21 protein-coding genes are annotated in these 21458 nt (G+C 63.9%); 11 read left to right on the top strand and 10 right to left on the bottom strand.

Going from position 1 to position 21458, the window contains the following annotated elements; genetic code table 11:
* The first annotated feature begins 31 nt into the window (after positions 1 to 31).
* On the top strand, positions 32 to 1282 hold the full coding sequence (locus EHH60_RS34725; RefSeq protein WP_124163708.1) for a flavin-dependent oxidoreductase: 1251 nt from the start codon (positions 32 to 34) through the stop codon (positions 1280 to 1282).
* Between the two features lie 9 nt (positions 1283 to 1291).
* On the opposite strand, the gene EHH60_RS34720 is transcribed toward EHH60_RS34725, so the two are convergent.
* Both EHH60_RS34720 and EHH60_RS34715 read right to left on the bottom strand, forming a co-directional pair.
* Positions 1292 to 1747, bottom strand: a complete 456-nt coding sequence (locus tag EHH60_RS34720) for a cupin domain-containing protein (RefSeq protein WP_124163707.1) — start codon at positions 1745 to 1747, stop codon at positions 1292 to 1294.
* Positions 1748 to 1777: 30 nt separating this feature from the next.
* Positions 1778 to 2953, bottom strand: a complete 1176-nt coding sequence (locus tag EHH60_RS34715; protein WP_124163706.1) for an ABC transporter substrate-binding protein — start codon at positions 2951 to 2953, stop codon at positions 1778 to 1780.
* Positions 2954 to 3204: 251 nt separating this feature from the next.
* Here EHH60_RS34715 and EHH60_RS34710 point away from each other — a divergent pair, with 251 nt between their 5' ends.
* The 3 genes from EHH60_RS34710 (at position 3205) to EHH60_RS34700 (ending at position 6040) form a co-directional block, all read left to right on the top strand.
* Positions 3205 to 3723: a MarR family winged helix-turn-helix transcriptional regulator gene (locus EHH60_RS34710; protein WP_199752412.1), complete on the top strand. Its 519-nt coding sequence runs from the start codon at positions 3205 to 3207 to the stop codon at positions 3721 to 3723.
* Between the two features lie 145 nt (positions 3724 to 3868).
* Positions 3869 to 5560 carry a benzoate-CoA ligase family protein gene (locus EHH60_RS34705; protein WP_124163705.1) on the top strand — a complete coding sequence of 564 codons (1692 nt, stop codon included), beginning with the start codon at positions 3869 to 3871 and terminating at the stop codon, positions 5558 to 5560.
* A 15-nt stretch (positions 5561 to 5575) separates the two neighbouring features.
* Positions 5576 to 6040 (top strand): RidA family protein, encoded by a 465-nt coding sequence (locus EHH60_RS34700; protein WP_199752410.1) that lies wholly within the window; start codon positions 5576 to 5578, stop codon positions 6038 to 6040.
* A 53-nt stretch (positions 6041 to 6093) separates the two neighbouring features.
* Here EHH60_RS34700 and EHH60_RS34695 read toward each other — a convergent pair whose 3' ends face one another.
* A complete protein-coding gene (locus EHH60_RS34695; protein WP_124163704.1) occupies positions 6094 to 6822 on the bottom strand; it encodes a CBS domain-containing protein in 729 nt (242 codons plus the stop codon).
* 75 nt (positions 6823 to 6897) lie between these two features.
* Complete coding sequence (locus EHH60_RS38365) at positions 6898 to 7227, bottom strand: hypothetical protein (protein ID WP_245454668.1); 330 nt, start codon at positions 7225 to 7227, stop codon at positions 6898 to 6900.
* Between EHH60_RS38365 and EHH60_RS34690 the strand changes: the two genes are divergently transcribed.
* Positions 7211 to 8884 (top strand): PHA/PHB synthase family protein, encoded by a 1674-nt coding sequence (locus tag EHH60_RS34690; protein WP_245454667.1) that lies wholly within the window; start codon positions 7211 to 7213, stop codon positions 8882 to 8884. The two genes, EHH60_RS38365 and EHH60_RS34690, sit on opposite strands and share 17 nt — an antisense overlap.
* On the opposite strand, the gene EHH60_RS34685 is transcribed toward EHH60_RS34690, so the two are convergent.
* Genes EHH60_RS34685 through EHH60_RS34675 form a run of 3 tightly spaced genes read right to left on the bottom strand, consistent with a single transcriptional unit; the run spans position 8881 to position 12412 of the window.
* Positions 8881 to 9855, bottom strand: coding sequence for a CHAD domain-containing protein (locus EHH60_RS34685; protein ID WP_124163702.1), 975 nt, complete (start codon positions 9853 to 9855; stop codon positions 8881 to 8883). The genes EHH60_RS34690 and EHH60_RS34685 overlap by 4 nt on opposite strands.
* An 11-nt stretch (positions 9856 to 9866) precedes the next feature.
* Positions 9867 to 11417, bottom strand: coding sequence for a bifunctional aminoglycoside phosphotransferase/ATP-binding protein (locus EHH60_RS34680; RefSeq protein ID WP_502697432.1), 1551 nt, complete (start codon positions 11415 to 11417; stop codon positions 9867 to 9869).
* 11 nt (positions 11418 to 11428) lie between these two features.
* The gene (locus EHH60_RS34675; RefSeq protein ID WP_124163701.1) at positions 11429 to 12412 is read right to left on the bottom strand and encodes a zinc-dependent alcohol dehydrogenase family protein; all 984 of its coding nucleotides are present in this window, start codon (positions 12410 to 12412) and stop codon (positions 11429 to 11431) included.
* A 171-nt stretch (positions 12413 to 12583) separates the two neighbouring features.
* Between EHH60_RS34675 and EHH60_RS34670 the strand changes: the two genes are divergently transcribed.
* Both EHH60_RS34670 and EHH60_RS34665 read left to right on the top strand, forming a co-directional pair.
* Positions 12584 to 13417 (top strand): universal stress protein, encoded by an 834-nt coding sequence (locus EHH60_RS34670; protein WP_124163700.1) that lies wholly within the window; start codon positions 12584 to 12586, stop codon positions 13415 to 13417.
* Between the two features lie 63 nt (positions 13418 to 13480).
* Positions 13481 to 16174 carry a bifunctional acetate--CoA ligase family protein/GNAT family N-acetyltransferase gene (locus EHH60_RS34665; RefSeq protein WP_124163699.1) on the top strand — a complete coding sequence of 898 codons (2694 nt, stop codon included), beginning with the start codon at positions 13481 to 13483 and terminating at the stop codon, positions 16172 to 16174.
* 52 nt (positions 16175 to 16226) lie between these two features.
* Here the strand turns inward: EHH60_RS34665 and EHH60_RS34660 are convergent, their stop codons facing one another.
* The gene (locus tag EHH60_RS34660) at positions 16227 to 16715 is read right to left on the bottom strand and encodes a phage holin family protein (protein WP_124163698.1); all 489 of its coding nucleotides are present in this window, start codon (positions 16713 to 16715) and stop codon (positions 16227 to 16229) included.
* Positions 16716 to 16985 (bottom strand): hypothetical protein, encoded by a 270-nt coding sequence (locus tag EHH60_RS34655; RefSeq protein WP_124163697.1) that lies wholly within the window; start codon positions 16983 to 16985, stop codon positions 16716 to 16718.
* A gap of 175 nt (positions 16986 to 17160) precedes the next feature.
* Between EHH60_RS34655 and EHH60_RS34650 the strand changes: the two genes are divergently transcribed.
* Genes EHH60_RS34650 through EHH60_RS34640 form a run of 3 tightly spaced genes read left to right on the top strand, consistent with a single transcriptional unit; the run spans position 17161 to position 20174 of the window.
* Positions 17161 to 18297 (top strand): ABC transporter permease, encoded by a 1137-nt coding sequence (locus EHH60_RS34650; protein WP_124163696.1) that lies wholly within the window; start codon positions 17161 to 17163, stop codon positions 18295 to 18297.
* 2 nt (positions 18298 to 18299) lie between these two features.
* Entirely contained in the window at positions 18300 to 19067 is a 768-nt protein-coding gene (locus tag EHH60_RS34645) for an ABC transporter ATP-binding protein (RefSeq protein WP_199752408.1), read from the top strand.
* Positions 19068 to 19070: 3 nt separating this feature from the next.
* Positions 19071 to 20174, top strand: a complete 1104-nt coding sequence (locus EHH60_RS34640; protein WP_124163694.1) for an ABC-type transport auxiliary lipoprotein family protein — start codon at positions 19071 to 19073, stop codon at positions 20172 to 20174.
* Between the two features lie 6 nt (positions 20175 to 20180).
* Here the strand turns inward: EHH60_RS34640 and EHH60_RS34635 are convergent, their stop codons facing one another.
* The gene (locus EHH60_RS34635; RefSeq protein WP_124163693.1) at positions 20181 to 20498 is read right to left on the bottom strand and encodes a c-type cytochrome; all 318 of its coding nucleotides are present in this window, start codon (positions 20496 to 20498) and stop codon (positions 20181 to 20183) included.
* Positions 20499 to 20652: 154 nt separating this feature from the next.
* Here EHH60_RS34635 and EHH60_RS34630 point away from each other — a divergent pair, with 154 nt between their 5' ends.
* A complete protein-coding gene (locus EHH60_RS34630; protein WP_124163692.1) occupies positions 20653 to 21366 on the top strand; it encodes a helix-turn-helix domain-containing protein in 714 nt (237 codons plus the stop codon).
* Positions 21367 to 21458 lie beyond the last annotated feature (92 nt).

Here is a 21458-nt window from a genome sequence, read left to right as displayed (position 1 = left end):
CATTGCCTGTGTTTCGAGTGGAGTTAGGGCGATGAAGGCGATTATCGTCGGTGGCGGTATTGGTGGTCTCACCATGGCATTGATGCTGCGCTCGCGCGGCCTGGATTGTGAGATCTTCGAGCAGGCCGACACCATTCGCGAGCTCGGCGTCGGCATCAACACGCTGCCGCATGCAATGCGCGAGCTGGCCGGCCTCGGCCTGCTTCAGAGGCTCGACGACGTCGCTGTTCGCACCGACCAGCTCTATTATCTCAACCGCCACGGCCAGGAGGTCTGGCGCGAAGCGCGCGGCATCGACGCCGGCCACGACGTGCCGCAATTCTCGATCCACCGCGGCCGCCTTCAGGGCGTCATTCATCGTGCGGTCGAGGAACGGCTCGGGCCGGACGCAATTCACACCGGCTGCCGGCTCGGTGCTTTCACACAGGACGAGGGCGGCGTGTCCGCTTATTTCTTCGATCGCGCCGGCGCGCACGTCCACACCGCGCGCGGCGATATCCTCATCGGCGCCGACGGCATCCATTCGCGCGTCCGCGAGACGTTGTTCCCGAGCGAGGGGCCGCCGTGCTGGAACGGCCTGATGCTGTGGCGCGGCGCCCGCGACTGGCCGCTGTTCCTCACCGGCAGATCCATGATCGTGGCCGGCGGTCTCAATGCCAAGGTCGTGATCTACCCGATCGCGGAAGGATCGAGCCCTGCGAGCCGTCTAACCAATTGGGCGGTGCTGGTGAAGGTGGGCGAAGGCAATGCGCCGCCGCCGCGGAAAGAAGACTGGTCGCGCCCGGGCCGCCGCGAGGAGCTGATGCCGCATGTCGCGCGTTTCTCGGTCCCCTATATCGACGTCAAGAGCCTGATCTCGGCGACGCCGGAGTTCTACGAATATCCGACCTGCGACCGCGATCCCTTGCCCTATTGGTCGTCGGGGCGCGTGACGTTGCTTGGCGACGCCGCGCACCCCATGTATCCCGTCGGCTCGAACGGCGCCTCGCAGGCGATTCTCGATGCGCGCTGCCTCGCCGATGCATTGGTGCGTGCCGAGCATCCGCGCCAGGCGCTGCTCGAATACGAGAAGAAGCGCCTGCCGATGACGGCCGAGATCGTCCGCTCCAACCGGCGCGGCGGCCCCGAAGGCGTCATCGACGCCGTCGAGCAGCTCGCGCCCGATGGTTTCGACAATGTCGACAACGTGCTGAGCTATTCCCAGCGCGAAGCCATCGTGCGCGGCTATGCGACAAAGGCAGGCTTCGCCGCGGTGCCGGGACTTGCGGCGGTGCGCGCCTGAAGCTGGGCGCTAGCCGCCGGGCGGCGGCGGCAGGAAGTGGATGTTGAACTCGGCGGCCATCGCCACCACGTCCTCCGGCTTCTGCTCCTTCATGTTGTGAAGGCCCCAGAACAGATCGAACAGCTTGCGGCTTGGCGAGACCCAGAACAGCACTTTTGCGGTCTGCTCCGACTTGTTGAAGATGCCGTGCGGCACGCCCATGCCGAGGCGGATTAGGTCGCCGGCGGTTGCCTGCGCTTCCGAATTGCCGAGCATGAAATCGAGCTTGCCCTCCAGCATGTAGAGATACTCATCCTGGTCGGGGTGAATATGCGGCGGGACGAACGTGCCCGGCGGCAGTGTCGCGTGCCAGGAGAAGCTGTGCTCGGCGTAGCTCTTCGGCACATAGGTCTGGCCGAGTATGTTCCAGGAAATGCCCTGGATGCCCTCATTGGCCCGGGTGATGCCGGTGATTTCACTCTTCATTGCAGTCCTCCCGTAACGCAATATACTGCCTCAGTTCGCCGCCTTGCAGTCCTTGGCATAGCGGTCGCCGTAATTCTCGAACACCTTCTGCACGATCTCGGTCTGGAACTTGCCGTCCGGACGCTTGGCGACCTTGGTCAGGTAGAAATCTTGGATCGGATAGCCGTTGGTGTTGAACTTGAAGGCGCCGCGCAGCGAGGTGAAGTCGGCTTTCTTGAGCGCTGCGCGAACGGCGTCCTTGTTCGACAGATCGCCCTTCACCGCCTTGACCGCACTGTCGATCAGCATCGCTGCGTCATAGGCCTGGAAGGCATAGGTGCCGGGCACGATGTTGTAAGCCGCCTCATAGGCAGCCACGAACTTCTTGTTCTGGGGATTATCGAGATTGGGCGCCCAGTTCGCACCGCCGAACATGCCGACCGCGGCGTCCTGCTGCGCCGGCAAGGTCGATTCATCCACGGTGAACGCCGAGAGCACCGGGATGGTGTCGGCAAGGCCCGCCTGCCGGTATTGCTTGACGAGATTAACACCGAGGCCGCCCGGCATGAACGTGAAGAGAGCATCGGGCTTTTGCGAGGAGATCTTGGACAGCTCCGGCTGGAAGTCCAGCGTGTTCAGCGGCATGTAGGATTCCTCGACGATCTCGCCCTTGTAGTCGAGCTTGAAGCCCGCCACCGAATCCTTGCCGGCCTGATAGTTCGGGACCATCAGGTACATGCGCTTGTAGCCGCGATCCTGCGCGACCTTGCCGAGGATCTCGTGAACCTGATCGTTCTGATACGACGTCACGTAGAAGAATGGGTTGCAGTCCTTGCCGGCAAAGGTAGACGGCCCGGCATTGGGGCTGATCAGGAAGGTCTTCGATTCCGTGATGGGCCGGTGGATCGCCTGGAGGATGTTGGAGAAGATCGGTCCGACCACGAAGTCGACCTTCTCGCGCTCAAGAAGGCCCTTGACCTTGGTCACGGCTGCATCCGGCTTCAACTCGTCGTCGACGACGACGACATCGACATCGCGGCCGCCCATCTTGTTGCCGAGATCCTTCACTGCGAGCGTGAAACCGTCGCGAACCTGTTGGCCAAGCGCGGCGGCAGGTCCCGACAGGGTCACGATCACACCCAGCTTGATTTTTTCCTGGGCGAGGGCAGGGGTCGCCACGGTACCGAGCAGCACGGCGGCTGCGGCCAAGGTCATTTGCGTCTTCATGATCTGTCCCTCGTAACGATCGGCTTGCGCTGCAAGCCTCGTACTTCAATCCAAGCTTATGCCGATGATGACCGCCGCGGCAAGCCGAGCTCGAGGCGTCGCATCCTCCGGGCAGCTGCGCATGCAAGCGGCGCGCCAATTGTTTGAAGCCTAAAGAAATTGGTGGTGCGGTCGATTGTTGCAGCTTTGGACTTGCAGCCGGCTCCGATTTACTTGAAGCTCAAAACGTTGGGGAATCCGTTCCGGCGGCAATGCCGGTCGTGAGTGACTGCATCAACATGCTCGATTCCGAGACGAAGGCCGTCGAAACGCCGGAGGACCACGCCGAAGAGCTTCGGCTGTGGCTGCGTCTCCTGACCTGTACGACGTTGATCGAGGGCGAGGTTCGCGGTCGGCTGCGGCAGCGGTTCGACGTCACTTTGCCGCGTTTCGACCTGATGGCTCAGCTCGACAAGGCTCCGGACGGCATGACGCTGTCCGATGTCTCCAAGCGCATGATGGTGTCGAACGGCAACGTGACTGGCCTGGTCGAGCGTCTGGTGGAATCCGGCCATCTCGACCGGAGGACCTCGGAGACGGACCGCCGCGTCCAGGTGATCCGCCTCACCAAGCTCGGACGTGCCGAGTTTCGCAGGATGGCTGCGGAGCATGAAACCTGGATCGCCGATCTCTTCGCCGACCTGACGCCGAAGGATGTGCGCGAATTGATGCGGCTGCTGGCCAAGACCAAGGCCTCGGCGCAGAAGTCGGCCGCGCGCCGTCGGCCATAAGGCCGCCTGAACAGGCCGCCAATCTCCTTTGCCGCACGAAAAAGCACGGCATGCCCAAAATCCGCTATTGCGCCGAATTGTTTTAAGCATAAAATGATTGCCAGATCGTGCTGCCGGGTGCAATCCATGCTGAAAGGAGCGTGCGATGGCCAACGCCGCCAAGATTCAAGTGACGGGCTCGCATGACGGCAACGCCGCGACGGCCCATGTCGATACGTTCGCGCGGCAGAATCTGCCGCCGCGCGAGCTCTGGCCCGAATTCGTTTTCGCGCGGCCGGAGTTGCGCTATCCGTCGCGACTGAATTGCGTCAGCTACTTCCTCGACCGCTGGGTGGAGCAGGGCCATGGCGACGCCCCTTGCATCATCAGCCCCGCCGTCAGCTACACTTATCGCGAGCTGCAAGCACTCGTGAACCGCATCGCCAATCTGCTGGTCGGCAAGCTGGGTCTCGTTACCGGCGGGCGCGTGCTGCTGCGCTCGGCCAACAATCCGATGATGGTTGCGACCTATCTGGCTGTGATCAAGGCAGGCGGAATTTGCGTCGCGACGATGCCGCTGTTGCGTGCGAAGGAGCTATCCTATCCGATTCAGAAGGCGGAGATCACGCTGGCGCTGTGCGACGGAAAGCTTTCCGAGGAGATGGAAAAGGCGAAAGCTGGGGCGCCCAATCTCGCCCGAGTCGTGTATTGGGGCAACGGCGCGACCGACTCGCTCGAGGCGCTCATCGCCGACGTCAGTCCGGAGTTCAAGGCCGTCGATACCGCCGCTGACGACGTCTGCCTGATCGCATTCACGTCGGGCACAACAGGCGACCCCAAGGGCACCATGCATTTCCACCGCGACATGCTCGCGGTCTGCGACGGCTATGCGCGCAACATCTTGCGCGCCGACCAGAAGGATCGTTTCATCGGCTCGGCCCCGCTTGCCTTCACCTTCGGCTTCGGCGGCGTGCTGTTTCCGATGCATATCGGCGCCTCCTTCGTCGTGCTTGAGAAGACGACGCCGGACGATTTGCTGTCGGCGATCGAGCAATACAAGACCACGGTCTGTTTCACGGCGCCGACCGCATACCGTGCCATGATCGGTAAGCTTGCGGGCCGGGACATTTCTTCGTTACGCAAATGCGTCTCCGCGGGCGAGACACTGCCCAAGCCGACATTCGATGCCTGGCTCAAGGCCACCGGCATCAAGCTGATGGATGGCATCGGTTCGACCGAGATGCTGCACATCTTCATCAGCGCGACCGAGGACGAGATCCGCCCCGGCGCCACCGGAAAGCCCGTGCCGGGCTATGAAGCCAAGATCGTCGACGATGAGGGCCGCGACGTGCCGGCTGGAACGATGGGCCGTCTCGCCGTGCGCGGGCCGACCGGTTGCCGCTATCTGGCCGACGAGCGGCAGCGGAAATATGTCCAGGACGGCTGGAACATCACTGGCGACACCTATCTGATGGATAGCGACGGTTATTTCTGGTACCAGTCGCGGTCCGACGACATGATCGTGTCTGCCGGTTACAACATCGCGGGCACGGATGTCGAAGCGGCGCTGCTCACGCATCCGGCGGTCGCCGAGTGCGGTGTGGTCGGCGCTCCGGACGAGGCGCGCGGCATGATCGTGAAGGCCTATGTCATCGCCGCACCTGGCGTGACGCCTGATGCTCAGCTCGTGGCGGAGCTGCAGGAGCATGTCAAACGCGAGATCGCGCCTTACAAATATCCGCGCGCCATCGAGTTCGTGACGCAATTGCCGAAGACCGAAACCGGCAAGTTGAAGCGCTTTGCGCTGCGGCAACTGGCGCAGGCCGCGGCGACGTCCTCAGGCGTCGCTGCGGAATGAGAGAAGGATAGAGAATTGTCTGTGACGACGCCGAATGGCCCGCAACTCGCGGTACTGCCGACAGCAGCCGAGGACGGAGCGCCCACCAAGGCGCAGATCCTCCAGCCGTCAGGCTGGCCGGTGCCGAAAGGCTATGCCAACGGCATGGCTGCCGAAGGGCGCATCGTCGTCACCGGCGGGGTGATCGGCTGGGACGCGGAAGAGCGCCTCGCGCAAGGCTTCGTCGCGCAGGTGCGTCAGACCTTGAGCAACATCGCCGCGATCCTGGTCGAGGCCGGTGCCCGGCCCGAGCACCTCGTGCGCCTGACCTGGTACGTCGTCGACATGGACGAGTACCTGGCCAATCTGAAGGAACTGGGCAGAGTCTATCGCGACGTCTTCGGAACGCACTATCCTGCGATGGCGCTGGTTCAGGTGGTACGCCTCGTGGAGAAGGCGGCGCGCGTCGAGATCGAAGCCACCGCCGTCATTCCTCGCTGAGCTCCGCCGCGAGCGGCTCGCCTTGGTCAGCTCGCCTCGGTCAACTCGCCTGGTTAGCTTGCTTTGGCGAGCTCATCGTCCTCGGGCGAGTTCAGATAGACGCCGGACATGGTGTCGACCCAGCACAGATGGTCGTGCACCTTCTTCACGCCCTCGACGTTCTCTGCGGCGACGATCGCGGCCTGCCGTGCGCGCTCTTCGGTGATGACGCCGCTGAGGTGAACGATACCGTCGCGCACGATCACGTTCAGTCCGAACGGGCACCAGTCGTTCTTCTCCATGGTATCGATGATGCGGCTGCGAATGTGGTCGTCGTCCGCGGTCGGATCCGGCACTTCTCGGGCGAGCCCCGCCACCGCCTGCAGCAGATTGGCGCGGGATACGATCCCGACGACCTTGTCGCCACGCACGACGGGCAGCCGCTTGATGTTGTTCCGCTCCATGAGGTCGACGATCTCCGCGAGCGCCGTATCCTCCGTGATCGTCACGGGCGAGTCGGTCATCACTTCCGAGACCTTGCGTCCGTGCTCATGGACGAAGTCGCTCGCGGATTTGCCGGGACCGAGGATGAATCGCAGCCAGCGCCCGCGCTTGCGCCCGGTTCCGATTTCGCTGCGGCGGATGAAATCTCCTTCCGACACGACACCGACCAGCTTGCCGGTCTCGTCGACCACCGTGAGTCCGCTGACATGCCGCTTCAGCATGATATTTGCCGCTTCGACGATGCTGGTGTCGGGGGTGACCGAGATGACCGACCGGGTCATGATCTGGTGGGCGCGCATGGATAACTCCGCTGGCTTGTTGGGATTGCGATGCACGAATCCTAGCTCGGGTATCACAGTGCGGTTTGACTCAAGTCAATCGGCGAACATGGTTCGATCCCGATGCAGCAATTGTGATCCGGAGGCGGATTTGATGCAGCTCAACACGTAGTCGAGGCCGGGCCGTATCCTGCTGCCGACGTTGAACTGAGCCCGCAGGAATTTGACCATGAGCGTCGTGCAGATATTTCCACGGGCAGAAGAGCCGTCGGTTGAGGTTCTCCCCACCCATCCCATCGCTGGTCCGGAAGCTTCGACCGCGAACACCGAAAGGCCCGAACACATGCCGGTCGCCGCCGGTGCTCGGCCTGGATCTGAGCCATATCCTTTTGACCGCGCTTTGCACGCGATGCTGGCGCGGTTCACGGGCGGGATTTCGCCGCTTGCCCTGTCGCTCGCCTGGCTCGATTGGAGCTCGCATCTGGCCGCGGCGCCGCAGCGCCGGATGGAGATTTCCCGCAACATCGTTCGTGACACCGGCCGGCTCGCGGAAGCCGCTGCGCACGCGATGTCACCGGGGCAAAAGCCGTGGTCCGTGATCCAGCCGCAGGAACGCGATCGCCGCTTCAGGGGACCGCAATGGGAGCTCGCGCCGTTCAACCTGCTGGCGCAGGCGTTTCTGCTCGGAGAGCGCTGGTGGCGCGATGCTGCGACGGGTGTACGCGGCGTTTCGCACGGAACTGAAGCTATCGTCGAGTTCTCGATGCGCCAGATGCTCGACATGCTGGCGCCGTCGAACTTTGCTGCGACCAATCCGAAGGTGCTGGAGAAGGCGTTCCAGAGCGGCGGGGAGAATTTCGTCTTCGGCTGGCAGAACTGGTGCAGCGACCTGATGCGCCTGCTCTCCAACTCGAAATTGGCCGACGACGGGCAGTTCGTGGTCGGCAAGACGGTGGCGGTCTCACCTGGCAAGGTCGTCTACCGCAACGAGCTGATCGAGCTGATTCAGTACTATCCGACGACTGCGCAGGTGCGGCCCGAGCCGATCCTGATCGTGCCGGCCTGGATCATGAAATACTACATCCTCGATCTGTCGCCGCAGAACTCGCTGGTCAAATTTCTGACCGGTCAAGGCCTCACCGTATTCGCGATCTCCTGGCGCAACCCGGATGCGAGGGATCGGGATCTCGCCTTTGATGATTATCGCAGGCTGGGCGTCATGGCGGCCCTGGACGTGATTGGTCTGATCATGCCGGGTCGGAAGACCCATGCGCTCGGATATTGTCTGGGAGGCACATTGCTGTCCATCGCCGCCGCCGCGATGGAGCGGGACGGTGATAGCCGCTTCGGCACCGTCACTCTCCTGGCAGCCCAGACCGACTTCACCGAGGCCGGAGAGCTGACGCTCTTCATCAATGAGAGCCAAGTGGCCTTTCTCGAAGACATGATGTGGCAGCGCGGTTATCTCGACACGACCCAGATGGCCGGCGCGTTCCAGTTGCTGCGCTCAAACGAGCTGATCTGGTCGCGGCTGTCACATGACTATCTGATGGGCGAGAGCGCACCGCCGAGCGACCTGATGGCCTGGAACGCCGACGCCACGCGGCTACCCTATCGCATGCACTCGGAGTATTTGCGCAAGCTGTTCCTCGACAACGATCTGGCGGGAGGGCGCTATCTCGTCGGAGGCAGGAGCATTTCGCTCTCCGATATCCACGCGCCGATGTTCGTGGTCGGCACGCTCGCCGATCACGTGGCGCCATGGCGATCCGTCTACAAGGTCCACTATCAGGTCGATGCCGACGTGACGTTCCTGTTGACCAGCGGCGGTCACAATGCCGGTGTCGTTGCGCCTCCGCAGGAGTCCGGCCACAGTTATCAGGTGCTGACCAAGGCTGCTGATGCGCCCTATGTTGGTGCGGATGAATGGCTGAAGTTGGCTCCGCGAGTTGAAGGGTCGTGGTGGCCGGAATGGGCCAAATGGCTGGCGGCGCGCTCCGGCGCACCCTGCAATCCGCCGCAGATCGGGCTTGGAGACGTCCCCGGCCTCCCGGATGCGCCGGGAGACTACGTCCACACCTAAACCTTCGGCTCGGAGCTCGGCGCGAGGTCCGAGGAGCGGAAGGGCTTGGCCTTGTCCAGCTTCCGATACGCCTCCGAGGCCGTTCGCAGCAGCCTCTTTTCCCTCTTGCGATCGTGGAAGCGACTACCGATATCGAGGCCGGCGCCGTTCAAAGACGCTGCCAGCGCTTGTCCTCGTGCATCGTCGTTCAATTGTCCGAGCGACCGCTGCGCCCTGCGCAGTTGCTTGAGAATGGACTTCTGTTGCGCCAGCGTTTCCTCGACGAACAGGTCCTGGAGCGACTCGATCGAATAGGTCAGCCGCTTGTTGAGAAGCCTCAGCTTGTGGCGTTTCTCGGTGTCGAGCTTGCGGAGCTTTCGTGCCTTCTTGAGCAGCGTCGTCTCCCACTCGGTCAGCCGCTCCGTCGCGTGGTCGGCGAGCGTGCAGCGGCGCAATCGAACGGCTTCCTTGCTGCGCCGGGTCGACCAGGGGCCGCTTTCGATCCATGTCGAGGTCAGCTCGATCAGGCGGCGGTACCGTGCCGATTGCAGCGCACGCGCCAGCAGCCGATGGCTCTCGGCGCGTTTCTCGTCCCATTGCTGAAGCTCGGCGACCACGGCGAGTTCGTCACTACTCCCGGCGACGACCCGCTCGATCGCGACGTCGAGGTCCCGCACCATGCCGAGCTGACTGTTCAGCCATTTCAGTTCGGCCCAGACGTTCGGCCGCAGGGCATCGTCGACCATCGGTGAGAAGAAGCGGATGGCAGTACGCAGATGCGTCAATGCGATCCGGATCTGGTGCAGGGCTTCGGGATCGCCGCGGCACGTGCCGTCGTGCTGAGCGATCACGGCATCGAGGTGACGACGGGCGATGATCCGGAAGGCCGTGTCGCAGGCCATGCCGGGGCTGAGGCGGCCGGGCAGGGCATTGCGTCGCGTTGCCGGCTTTGCATGCGTGGTCGCCCTCGAGCTTGTGGTGGGTCGCGACATCCTTGCCCGCGTCAATCAGATTGCGTTGTTTGTTCCTCAGCGATCGCGTTCCGGCAGTTCTGGAGCGTCTGCTCTTCTGTCCCGGATGCATCGATGGTCGCCCAGCCGACATGGCCGATATTATAGTGCTCTTGCAGCGCGGCAACCTCTTGCGTGGCGTCCGACGCGTCTCCCCTGCGACTTCCGATCCGCGCCTGCCGGGTCGCGAGGTCTGCGACCAGGAATAGACCGTTCAGCGACACGTTGCGCTCGCGCGCCAGCGCGGCGATCGCGTCGCGCTCGTCCTCGCGGGCGAATACGCCGTCGATAATTGCCGAATGGCCTTGCGCGAGCACTCGCCGGGCGTGCTGAGCCAGGGTGTCGTAGACGCGGGCCGTGACCTCCGGCGTATAGGCGGATGGCGGCAGGCGGTGCGTGTCCTCGACCGCGAACATCTGCTTGCGGACGAGATCGCTGCGCAGCACGACGGCTCCCGGCTGCGGCGCGACGAACGGCGCGAGCGCGTACGCCAAAACGGACTTTCCGGTGCCGGACAGTCCCCCGACCGCAATCAGACGCGGAGCAGGAGGACGGATCAGCATCCCGGAGAGGTCAAAATAGCGCTGTGCCTGGTCGAGAATGCCTGCGCCATCGGAATGCGGCCGCTTCAGCCGCGCCAGGGCCACCTGGGCGCGGATCGCCGCACGCATGGACATGCACAGCGGCAGGGCCGAGAGCGCGTCGAGATTGTCGGCCGGTGTCGTGGCGAGATAGCGGTTCAGGGCGATATTTGCCGCGCGTGGCTGATCGTACTGCAACAAGTCCATGAGGGTGAACGCGAAATCGTAGAGTACGTCGACCGTTGCCATCTGCGCATCGAACTCGATGGCGTCGAACAGCACGGGCCGATCATCGATCAGAACGATGTTTGCAAGATGCAGATCGCCATGACAGCGGCGCACGAAGCCCTGCCTGCCGCGCTCTGCAAGCAGGGGGCGGATACGTAGAAACGCCTCGTGCGAGGCCTTGCCGAGCTTTTCGATGTCTTCCGCGTTGAGATGTCCGCCGGCCCGCAGACCGTCACTGTTGCCTTCGATCAGGGCCGGGATCGATGAGACCCAGGCTTTTCCATCGGCGCGTGTCGCTGCCGCGTGCGACGCCACGATTGCGTCAGCGGCAGCCGAGGCGAGCTTCGCCTCCAACGGGCCGGCCTTTGCCAGATGATCCAGCGTCCTGTTCTCGTCGAAGCGCGACATGTCGACCGCATACTCGATCGGCCGGCCGGCGCCATCGATTTTGAGAGATCCATCCGGCTCTTCCGTGATCGCCACGACGCCGTGATAGATCTGCGGCGCCAGCGGCCGGTTGATCCTGATCTCCTCCTCGCAGGCCGCCTTGCGCTTCTCGAGTGTCGAATAATCGAGGAAGGGAAACCGGACGGCGCGCTTGATCTTCAGCGCGCGCTTTGCGTCCAGGAACACCGAGGCTCCGTGCGTGTCGATCCGCGTCACGCCGGGATGGCTCGTCAGCATCTGGAAGATGCGCTCCTGGGCCGCCGTTTCATCATTGATCGAAGCGGGCATCCGAAGCACCATCACGGCGTCAGCACGGCTGCGCCGAGGATCTGGCCATTCCGCAGCATGGCCAGAACCTCGTTGGCCTGATCGAGCGAAAACGCCGTCGTCTCAGTGCGCACGCCGGCCTGCGGGGCGACCTTTAGAAAATCGAGGCCATCCTGCCGGGTCAGATTGGCGACCGAGACCAACTGCCGTTCCTGCCAGAGCAAGTCATACGGAAAGCTTGGAATGTCGCTCATGTGGATGCCGGCGCATACGACGCGCCCGCCTTTGCGGACGGCGCGCAACGCGGCCGGGACAAGCTCGCCGGCTGGTGCGTAGATGATGGCTGCGTCGAGCGGCTCGTCGGGCGCTTCGTCCGATGACCCCGCCCAGACCGCGCCGAGACGACGTGCGAGGCCTTGTGCAGCGGCGTCGCCGCGTCGCGTGAATGCATGGACGGATCGTCCCTGCCAAACCGCGACCTGCGCAATGATGTGGCCGGCCGCGCCAAAGCCGTAGAGACCGAGCCGGTCGGCCGGGCCGGCCAGGACCAGCGATCGCCAGCCGATCAGCCCTGCGCACAGCAGCGGTGCAATCTCCACGTCGCTCCCGGCCTCACCGAGCGGAAAAGCGTAGCGTGCGTCCGCGATGGTGTGGGTTGCGTAGCCGCCGTCGCGCGTATAGCCCGTGAACAGCGGTGCGTCACACAGGTTTTCCATACCCTCCCGGCAGAACCGACACGTTCCGCAGGTGAAGCCTAGCCAGGGAATGCCGACCCGGTCACCAGGCACATGTGTTGCCACATTCGGGCCGACGAGGTCGACCCGGCCGACGATCTCGTGGCCTGGCACGATCGGATAGCGAATATCGGGCAGCTCGGCATCGACGAGATGAAGATCGGTCCGGCATACGCCGCAGGCACTGATCTTCACCCGGAGCTGGCCCTCGCCCGGAATCGGGTCAGGCCGCTCCTCCATCTGGAGCCGCGCTCGTGGAGCCGGCAACACCATCGCACGCATGAGTCTCTCCGGGGCGAACCGCTCCGATTGAATTATTCATAGAATGACCAAGCGACCAGTCCTTGATGCCGGTCAACGCCTGTTCCCGGGTGACCGGATAGAGTTTGTTCTTGACGAGGATCAAGCGCCTCGACGAGCGCCGGCCTATTGTGGCGGCCTAGGAGAATGCGGATGCCCATCAAGGACGTCTTTCTGCCCCTTGTCGGCCAGCCGCGCGGACCGGCCCTGGTTGCGATAGAGAAATGTGTGGCCGTTGCCGCCGATCTCGGCGCCAGGATCACCGCGCTCGCGCTCGAGGAAGAAGTCTTCGAGCGGCCGGAGGTGATGCTGCCTTACGTTCGCGATTCCGAGCACGCCAGCCCCGAGGCCGGCAACATGCGACAGCTCCTGAATGCTTTCACCGATGCAGCTTCGCGCGCCAACATTCGCGCCCAAAGCCGATCGGGCAGGGTGCCTGCGGATCAGATCGGGGCGATCCTGGCCGAGCATGCCCGCTTCAGCGACCTCACGCTGGTTCCCGTGAGGCCGCACGACAGCCGGACAGAAGGCGTTGTCGAAGCCTTCTTGTTCGGATCGGGCCGGCCGCTTCTGCTTTGTCCCGAACATCTCGCGGACGAACTTCGGCCTGAATTCGAGAACGTCATGATTGCCTGGGATCACTCTGCTCGCGCCGCGCGCGCCGTCGGCGACGCGTTGCCCATTCTTCGGGCTGCCACCTCGGTTCACGTGGTGACCGTGGCGGAGGATAAGACTGGGGCGGTCGTGCAATCCGGCACGGCTCTCGTCGATCATTTGAGGGAACATGGGATCTATGCCTCGTTCGAAACGGCGAAGGGCGGCGGCAGATCGATCGGCAAGGTACTGGGAAGCTGGGCCAATTCCCACGGCATCGATGCAATCGTGATGGGCGCCTATCATCATTCGCGCCTGAACGAGATCGTCTGGGGCGGTGTGACGAAGACCGTCATTGGCCAGCCACCGTGCTGGGTTATGATCTCATACTAGGCTCCTTCTTTCGGCTTGATCGTCAACCATCGGAACCGCTGCTGACCGGGCGCATTTTCTTTCATGTCAATCTATCGTCTGAACAATCTGCTGTCGCCGCGCTCGGTTGCGCTTGTCGGGGCGAGCGCCCGTCCGGCGTCCGTGGGACGCGCCGTCCTGGAGAATATTCGCAAGGCCGGATTCAAGGGGCGGTTTGGCCTCGTCAATCCGCGCCATGCCGAGATCGGCGGCTTTGCGGCGGTGAAGAGCCTGGACAGGCTGGACTTCGTGCCGGAGCTCGTGGTCATCACCGCCCCTGCGGGCGAGATTCCAGGCATTGTCGACCAAGCCGGGCGTCGCGGGTCTGCGGGCGCGCTGATCGTCTCGGCCGGGCTCGGCCAGGGACCGGGATCGCTGCACGAGGCGACGAGCAGTGCTGCCCGAAAATACGGCATGCGGCTGATCGGGCCGAACTGCCTCGGCATCATGATGCCCGGCGTCAGCCTGAATGCCAGTTTCGCCGCGCACATGCCAAGGGCGGGTAACCTCGCGCTGATCTCGCAATCGGGCGCAATTGCCGCCGGCATGGTGGATTGGGCCGCGCCGCGGGGCGTCGGCTTCTCTGGCATCGTCTCGATCGGCGATCAGATCGACGTCGATATCGGCGATCTGCTCGACTATTTCGCGATGGATCACAAGACCCGTGCGATCCTGCTCTACATCGAGGCCATCAAGGACGCGCGCAAGTTCATTTCGGCGGCGCGCGCCGCTGCGCGCGTGAAGCCCGTCGTCGTGGTGAAGTCCGGCCGCATGGCGCAGGGCGCGAAGGCGGCTGCCACCCACACCGGTGCGCTCGCCGGCGCCGACGCTGTCTACGACGCAGCGTTCCGCCGCGCGGGTGTCCTGCGGGTCTCTGATCTGCGTGAGCTGTTCGATTGTGCCGAGACACTCGGCCGTGTCGAGTCGCCTGCGGGAAAACGTCTCGCCATCCTCACGAATGGTGGCGGCATCGGCGTCCTTGCTATCGATCGATTGGTCGAGCTCGGAGGAATTCCGGCAACAATCTCGGCCGAGGCGCGCAAGAAGCTCGATGCAGCGCTGCCTGCGACCTGGTCCGGTGCAAATCCCGTTGACATCGTCGGCGATGCCGATGCCTCGCGCTACGCGGTGGCGCTGGAGGAACTGCTGGCCGACCGTGACAACGACGCAATCCTTGTCCTCAACGTGCAAACGGCGATCGCCTCGGCCGCCGAGATCGCCACGACCGTGACGGAGCTCGTCAAAAAATACCGCGAGCAGCACCGCAGCTGGGCGAAGCCCGTATTGGCGGCCTGGGTTGGAGCCGATCAGCACATCATTCAGACACTCTCCAGCGCCGGTGTGCCGAACTATCCGACCGAGGACGACGCCGTGCGCGGCTTCATGCATCTGGTCCGGCACCGCGAAGTGGTGGAGGAGCTGAGTCAGGTTCCTCCCGCGATGCCTGATACTTTCGTTCCGGACGCCCGGGGAGCGAGGCAGATCGTCACCGCCGCGGTCGCGGATGGCCGCGAATGGCTCGAGCCGGTCGAGATCAAGCGCCTGCTCGAAGCCTATGACATCGCGATGGTGCCGACCTATGCGGCGACCGATGTCGAGCAGGCGGTGGCCTATGCGAACGACATCTTCGCACAGGGCGACACCGTCGTGCTGAAGATCATGTCGCGGGACATCGTCCACAAATCCGACGTCGGCGGCGTCGTTCTCAACCTGACCACGCCTGAAGCAGTCCGAGGGGCTGCCACAGGCATTATCGCGCGGGCGAAAAAGCTGCGTCCGGAGGCGCGCATCGGCGGCGTCATCGTCCAGGCGATGGTCGTCAAGGCAAAAGCGCGCGAGCTCATCCTGGGCCTCGCCGACGATCCGACCTTCGGCACGGTGGTCGTTTTCGGCCGGGGCGGGACGGCGGTGGAGATCATCAACGACAAGGCGCTTGCGCTGCCGCCGCTGGATCTGCAGCTGGCCCGCGACCTGATCGAGCGCACGCGCGTCTCGCGGCTGCTCCGCGCTTACCGGGACGTGCCGGCAGTGAAGCCGGATGCCGTCGCCATGGTGCTGGTCAAGCTGGCGCAGATGGCGGCCGACATTCCCGAGATCCACGAATTCGACATCAATCCGCTGCTCGCAGATGAAACCGGCGTGACCGCGGTCGATGCCCGCGTCGCCGTCGGGCCGCCGCAGCGGAAGTTTGCCGGTTCCGGCGCGGCCAATTTCGCCGTTCGCGCCTATCCGTCGCAATGGGAGCGCCGCCTCAAGCTCAAGGACGATTGGCGCATCTTCGCGCGGCCCATGCGGCCCGAGGACGAGCCGACCATCCACGAATTCCTGCGCCACGTCACGCCGCATGACCTTCGTCTGCGGTTCTTCGCACCGATGAAGGAATTCACCCACGAGTTCATCGCACGCCTGACCCAGCTCGACTATGCGCGCGCGATGGCCTTCATCGCATACGACGAGTCCACCGGCGAAATGGTCGGCGCGGTCCGGCTCCATTCGGACTCGATCTACGAGAGCGGCGAATACGCGATCATGCTGCGGTCCGATCTCAAGGGCAGGGGGCTTGGCTGGGCCCTCATGCAGCTGATCATCGACTATGCGCGGTCGGAAGGATTGAAGACGATCGCGGGCGACGTGCTCCAGGAGAATATCGTGATGCTCGACATGTGCCGGCAGCTCGGCTTCGAGGTCAAGCCGGATCCGGCCGAACCTGATATTTGCCACGTCAAGTTGAAGCTCTGAGTGGACGCTGGAGCATGATCCGGAGGGCTGCGTCAGCGCAAGGTGCGGGGCTTCAGGAGCGCACCTCAGCCGATGTCGCATTGACGGACGTCTTGGCGGTCGCCCTCAAGTTCTTGATGATGATCGCGATCAGCGGCAGCAGCACCGGCACGATCGTGCTGAGCGGATGATGCACCGCGCCCGAAACCTGGGCCTGGAGCGCGCGCGCCTCGAGCTGGAGGGCTTCGATCGAGGCGCCGTGAATTTCGTTGGCAAGCTCGATGTCACGTCCTGACGGAGCGCGGCCGGCGATCACGAAGAGAACGGCCGCGATGACAAAATTGACGGTGCCGAGGATGGCAGCTGCGGCAATTGCGCTCCAGATCTGCACCAGCGCGAAATAGGCAGACAGCTCCAGCATCAGGAGCCCGAACGCCGCGATCAGCGCCGCGAAGGCGCGCAGGCCGAGACCGATCAGCAGATGGCGCAGCCTGATGTCCGCGATGATCCTGTCGGTGCGCCACAGCACGCGCAAATGTTTGACGATATTCTCGGTATTCACCTAGTGTCTCCTCAACATGAAGCCGACAACCACGCCCAGCGCGAAGGCGGAGGCGAGCGATGTGATCGGACGCTCCGCAACGAGACCCTGGAGCTGCTCTTGTTCGACGGTCTCGCCGAGTTCGGTGAGCGCTGCCCTGATCTGATCGGCGAGTGCCTCGGCGCGGTCTTTCGAGCTCTCGAACATCTCCTCGCCGGCGGTGCTCAGCAGGCGTGTGACGTCGACCTTCAACGCCCGCAGTTCTTCGCCCATCCTGTCATTGTCGAACATGGATCTGGTATCCTTGTTGAATCGGGGTGAGTCTAAGACCCGGCCGTGCGATCGCGCTTGATTTGCGTCAAGAGGCGGGGCGTGTTCGGGTCTTGAGACAGGTCAAACCGGCCGCCACATGCTGGCCTAGAAATGCCGGCTGAATGGGGACCGATTGTCCCGATGAGGTGGAAGCGTGAACCACGAACCGCTGTTGCTCGCGACGCCGTCCGGCGACGAACTGAAATTGCGCCCTGAAGGGCCCTGGACTGCCGCCAATGTGGTGATGCTCGAAACCTTGTCCCGGTCGGTCGTAGCCGACGTCGATCGGTCGCGGGCCGTCACCCTGGACATGTCGGGCGTCAGCGCGCTCGACACGCTCGGCGCCTGGGTCCTGGAGAAGTTGTCGCGCAGGGCCACATCATCCGGCCGATCGGCCGAGTTCGTCGGCGTCGCCGATCATTTCAGCGGGCTGTTGGACGAGGTGCGCCAGGTCAACCGCCACACGCCGGCCCCGGCGGCCGCGCCCAATCCGGTTCTGGCGAGGCTGGGCGATCTCGGCAAGTCCACGGTAGGGGCGCGGGAAGACATCACGATCTTTCTCCAGATGCTCGGCGCATTGTTCATGGCCGTGATCGGCGTGCTGCGCCGGCCGCGTTCGCTGCGGCTGACGTCACTGGTCTATCAGCTCTACCGCATCGGGTGGCAGGCGATCCCCATCGTCGCGCTGATCACCTTCCTGATCGGCGCCATCATCGCGCAGCAGGGCTTTTTCCACTTCCGCAGATTCGGCGCGGAGTCGTATACCGTCGACATGGTCGGCATCCTGGTGCTGCGCGAGCTCGGCGTGCTGATCGTCGCCATCATGGTCGCGGGACGGTCGGGAAGCGCCTACACCGCCGAGCTCGGCTCGATGAAGATGCGCGAGGAGATCGACGCGCTTTCAACCATGGGGCTCGATCCGGTCGACGTCCTGATCCTGCCGCGCGTTGCAGCCCTGGTCATCGCCCTGCCGATCCTCACCTTCATCGGATCCATTGCCGCGCTCTATGGCGGCGGCCTCGTTGCCCAGTTCTATGGCGACATGGGGCCGGCCATCTACATCGCGCGGCTGCATGAGGCCATTTCGGTCACCCACTTCCAGGTGGGCATCCTGAAGGCGCCGTTCATGGCGCTGGTGATCGGGATCGTGGCCTGCAGCGAGGGATTGCGCGTCAAGGGCAGCGCGGAGTCGCTGGGGCGGCAGACCACGACATCGGTCGTGAAGTCGATTTTCCTGGTGATCGTGCTCGACGGCCTGTTCGCCGTCTTCTTTGCCTCGATCGGAATGTGACGATGGACGGACCGCAAGACGAGTTTGCGATTCGCGTCCGTGACCTCGTGGTCGGCTTCGGTCGTCAGACCGTGCTCGACCATCTGTCGCTCGACGTTCGCCGGGGCGAGATCCTCGGGCTTGTGGGGGCATCCGGCGGCGGCAAGTCGGTGCTGATGCGGACCATCATCGGCCTCATCCCGCGCCGTGGCGGGACCATCGAGGTCATGGGGCAATCCGCGGGCGGCGACGGTCGAGGCGCAGCGATGGCATGGGGCATCCTGTTCCAGCAAGGCGCGCTGTTCTCCTCGCTGACGGTGCGCCAGAACGTCCAGTTTCCGCTCCGCGAGAATCTCGTCCTGTCGCAGGAGCTGATGGACGAGATCGCGATCGCCAAGCTCGAAATGGTCGGCCTGCGCGCCGAGGACGCCGACAAATATCCGGCGGAGCTGTCCGGCGGCATGACCAAGCGCGTGGCGCTGGCGCGTGCGCTCGCGCTCGATCCGCCGATCCTGTTCCTGGACGAGCCGACGTCGGGCCTCGATCCGATCGCCGCCGGCGAATTCGACGTGCTGATCAAGACGCTACAAAGGACGCTGGAGCTGACCGTGTTCATGGTGACCCATGACCTCGCGAGCCTGACCACGGTCTGCGACCGCGTCGCCGCGCTCGCCGACGGCAAGATCGTGGCGATCGGGCCGATGCGCCAATTGCTGCAATCCGAGCATCCCTGGGTGCGCGCCTATTTCCACGGCAAGCGCTCGCAGATGCTGCAACACGAGATGAGATGAGAGATGGAAACCCGCGCTCCCTACGTGCTGATCGGCAGTTTCGTGCTGGCCGCGATCCTCGCGGTGTTCGGCTTCGTCTATTGGCTGAACAACACCGGCGGCATCGGGCCGCGCACGAACTACCACGTGCAATTCCAGGGGCCGGTGCCCGGCCTCCTGGTCGGCGCCGGCGTGCTGTTCAACGGCATTCGCGTTGGTGAGGTGACCCAGCTCGGGCTCGCGCCGGACAATCCGCGCTTCGTCAATGCGACGATCTCGGTTGCCACTGCGACGCCGGTCCGTTCCGACACCAAGGTCGGCCTCGAATTCCAGGGCCTCACCGGCGTGCCCGTGGTGACGTTGGAGGGCGGCGTGATCGTCGCCAGATCCGGCGAGCCCTTGACCTTGATTGCGGAGGCGGGCGCCGGCCAGAGCATGACGCAGGCGGCGCGCGACGCGCTGCGGCGGGTCGACACGGTGCTTCAGGACAATTCCGGTCCCCTGAAGGACACCATTGCGAATTTCAAGACCTTCTCCGACGGGCTCGCGCGCAACACCGGCAAGATCGACGGCATTCTGGCGGGACTCGAGAAGATGACCGGCGGCGGCACGCCCGCGCAGAAGGTCACCTACGACCTGCACACACCGCGGAGCCTCGGGCCGGCCGGCAAGACGCTGTCCTCCTCACTGGCGATTCCCGAACCGACAGCGGTCGCAATGCTGCAGACCCAGCGGATGCTGTTTGCGCCCGCCGGGGACAGGCCGGGCTTTGGGGATTTCCTCTGGGCTGACAGCATTCCGAAATTGGTGCAGGCGCGCCTGATCGACAGCTTCGAGAACTACGACATCGCTCACGCCCCGCTGCGCACGACGGACCTCGGGCAGGCGGACTACCAGCTTCTGATCGATATCCGGCGCTTCCGGATCGCCACGGAGGGTGAGACTCGGGTCGAGATCGGACTGTCGGCGCGGATCATCGACAAGAACGGCAAGGTGATCGCCTCGCGCCTCATTGAGACCAGCGAAAGGCTCGACAAGGTCGAGCCGGCTGCGGCCGTCGCCGCCTTCGATGCGGCCTTCGCGCGCATCGTCAAGGAACTGATCGGATGGACCGTGCAGACTGTGTGAGGCCGACTATTCCAGCGTTTTCAGGTAGGACAGGAGGTCGTGGATCTGGTCCGGATTGAGCTCGAAGACCGGCATGTCGGCATGACCGGTGTAGATCCCCTCGGCCAGCGCCTCACCAAGGCTGTCGATCGGATAGCGGCGATGCAGGGTCCGTAGCGGAGGCGCGGCCTCGACCGGACTTCTGGAGACGCGGTCGATGGCGTGACAGCGTGCGCAATTGGCCCGTGCAAAAGCCTTGCCGCGTTGTTCGGCGGTCGGGGCCGCAAGCGCAGGCGTAATCAGAAGCAGCCCTATCAGGCCGTGACGCAGTGCGCTTTGCAGCATGGAAAGGTGATCCCGTCGAACTGTGGAGGCAGAATAAGACTGGGATGCCACTCAAATTTGATCTGAGTCAATCGGCTGTGGCGCGATGCAGTAAAATGCAGCCGCGCGGTGGAGTCGGCCTGGTGTCGGGGACAGCCGGCGCGAGGAGCGGTGGATGAAGCCTTCCGTGGTCACGATTGAGCCGAACGGACATTTTTGCGACGATTGCGCCGTCCGCGGAGCTGCGGTTTGTTCGTCGCTGGATGCGGCCGAGCTCAGGGAATTCGAGCATCTCGGCCGCCGCGTCCATTTTAGCTCGGGCGAGACCGTGTTTTCCGAGGAGGACATCACGACCTCGTTCTACAACGTTCTCGAAGGCGTCATGCGGCTGTACAAGCTGCTGCCCGACGGCCGGCGGCAGATCGTCGGTTTTGCCCTGCCCGGTGACTTTCTGGGGATGAATCTATCCGGCCGGCACAACTTCTCGGCCGATGCCATCGGCGCGGTGACCGTGTGCCAATTCGCAAAAGCGCCCTTCACCCGTTTCATCGAGGATCGGCCGCAGCTGCTCAGGCGAATCAATGAGCTGGCCATTCGCGAGTTGAGCCAGGCTCGCGACCATATGGTCCTGCTCGGCCGACGTTCGGCCGACGAGAAGGTCGCGACCTTTCTGCTCGGCTGGCGCGAGCGGCTGGTCGCGCTCAAGGGGCTCTCCGACACGGTGCCGCTTCCGATGAGCCGTCAGGACATCGCCGATTATCTCGGCCTGACCATCGAAACCGTGAGTCGCACCTTCACCAAACTGGAGCGTCAGGGCGTGATCGAGATCATTCAGGGTGGCATCAGCCTGCTCGATCCGGCTCGCGTCGAGGCCATGGCTGCAGCCTGACCTCCTGTCCACGACGCCCTCGGGGCGTTTGATCCCGATCAATGACGCGGGCCCGGCGCCGCAAAATAATGGCACAAACAATCCGGGAGGAG

Origin of the sequence: Bradyrhizobium sp. RP6, from assembly GCF_003837805.1 — a bacterium.
GTDB lineage: Bacteria > Pseudomonadota > Alphaproteobacteria > Rhizobiales > Xanthobacteraceae > Bradyrhizobium.
The sequence above is the reverse complement of the archived record's forward strand: the minus strand, read 5'-3'. Positions and strand labels throughout refer to the sequence as shown.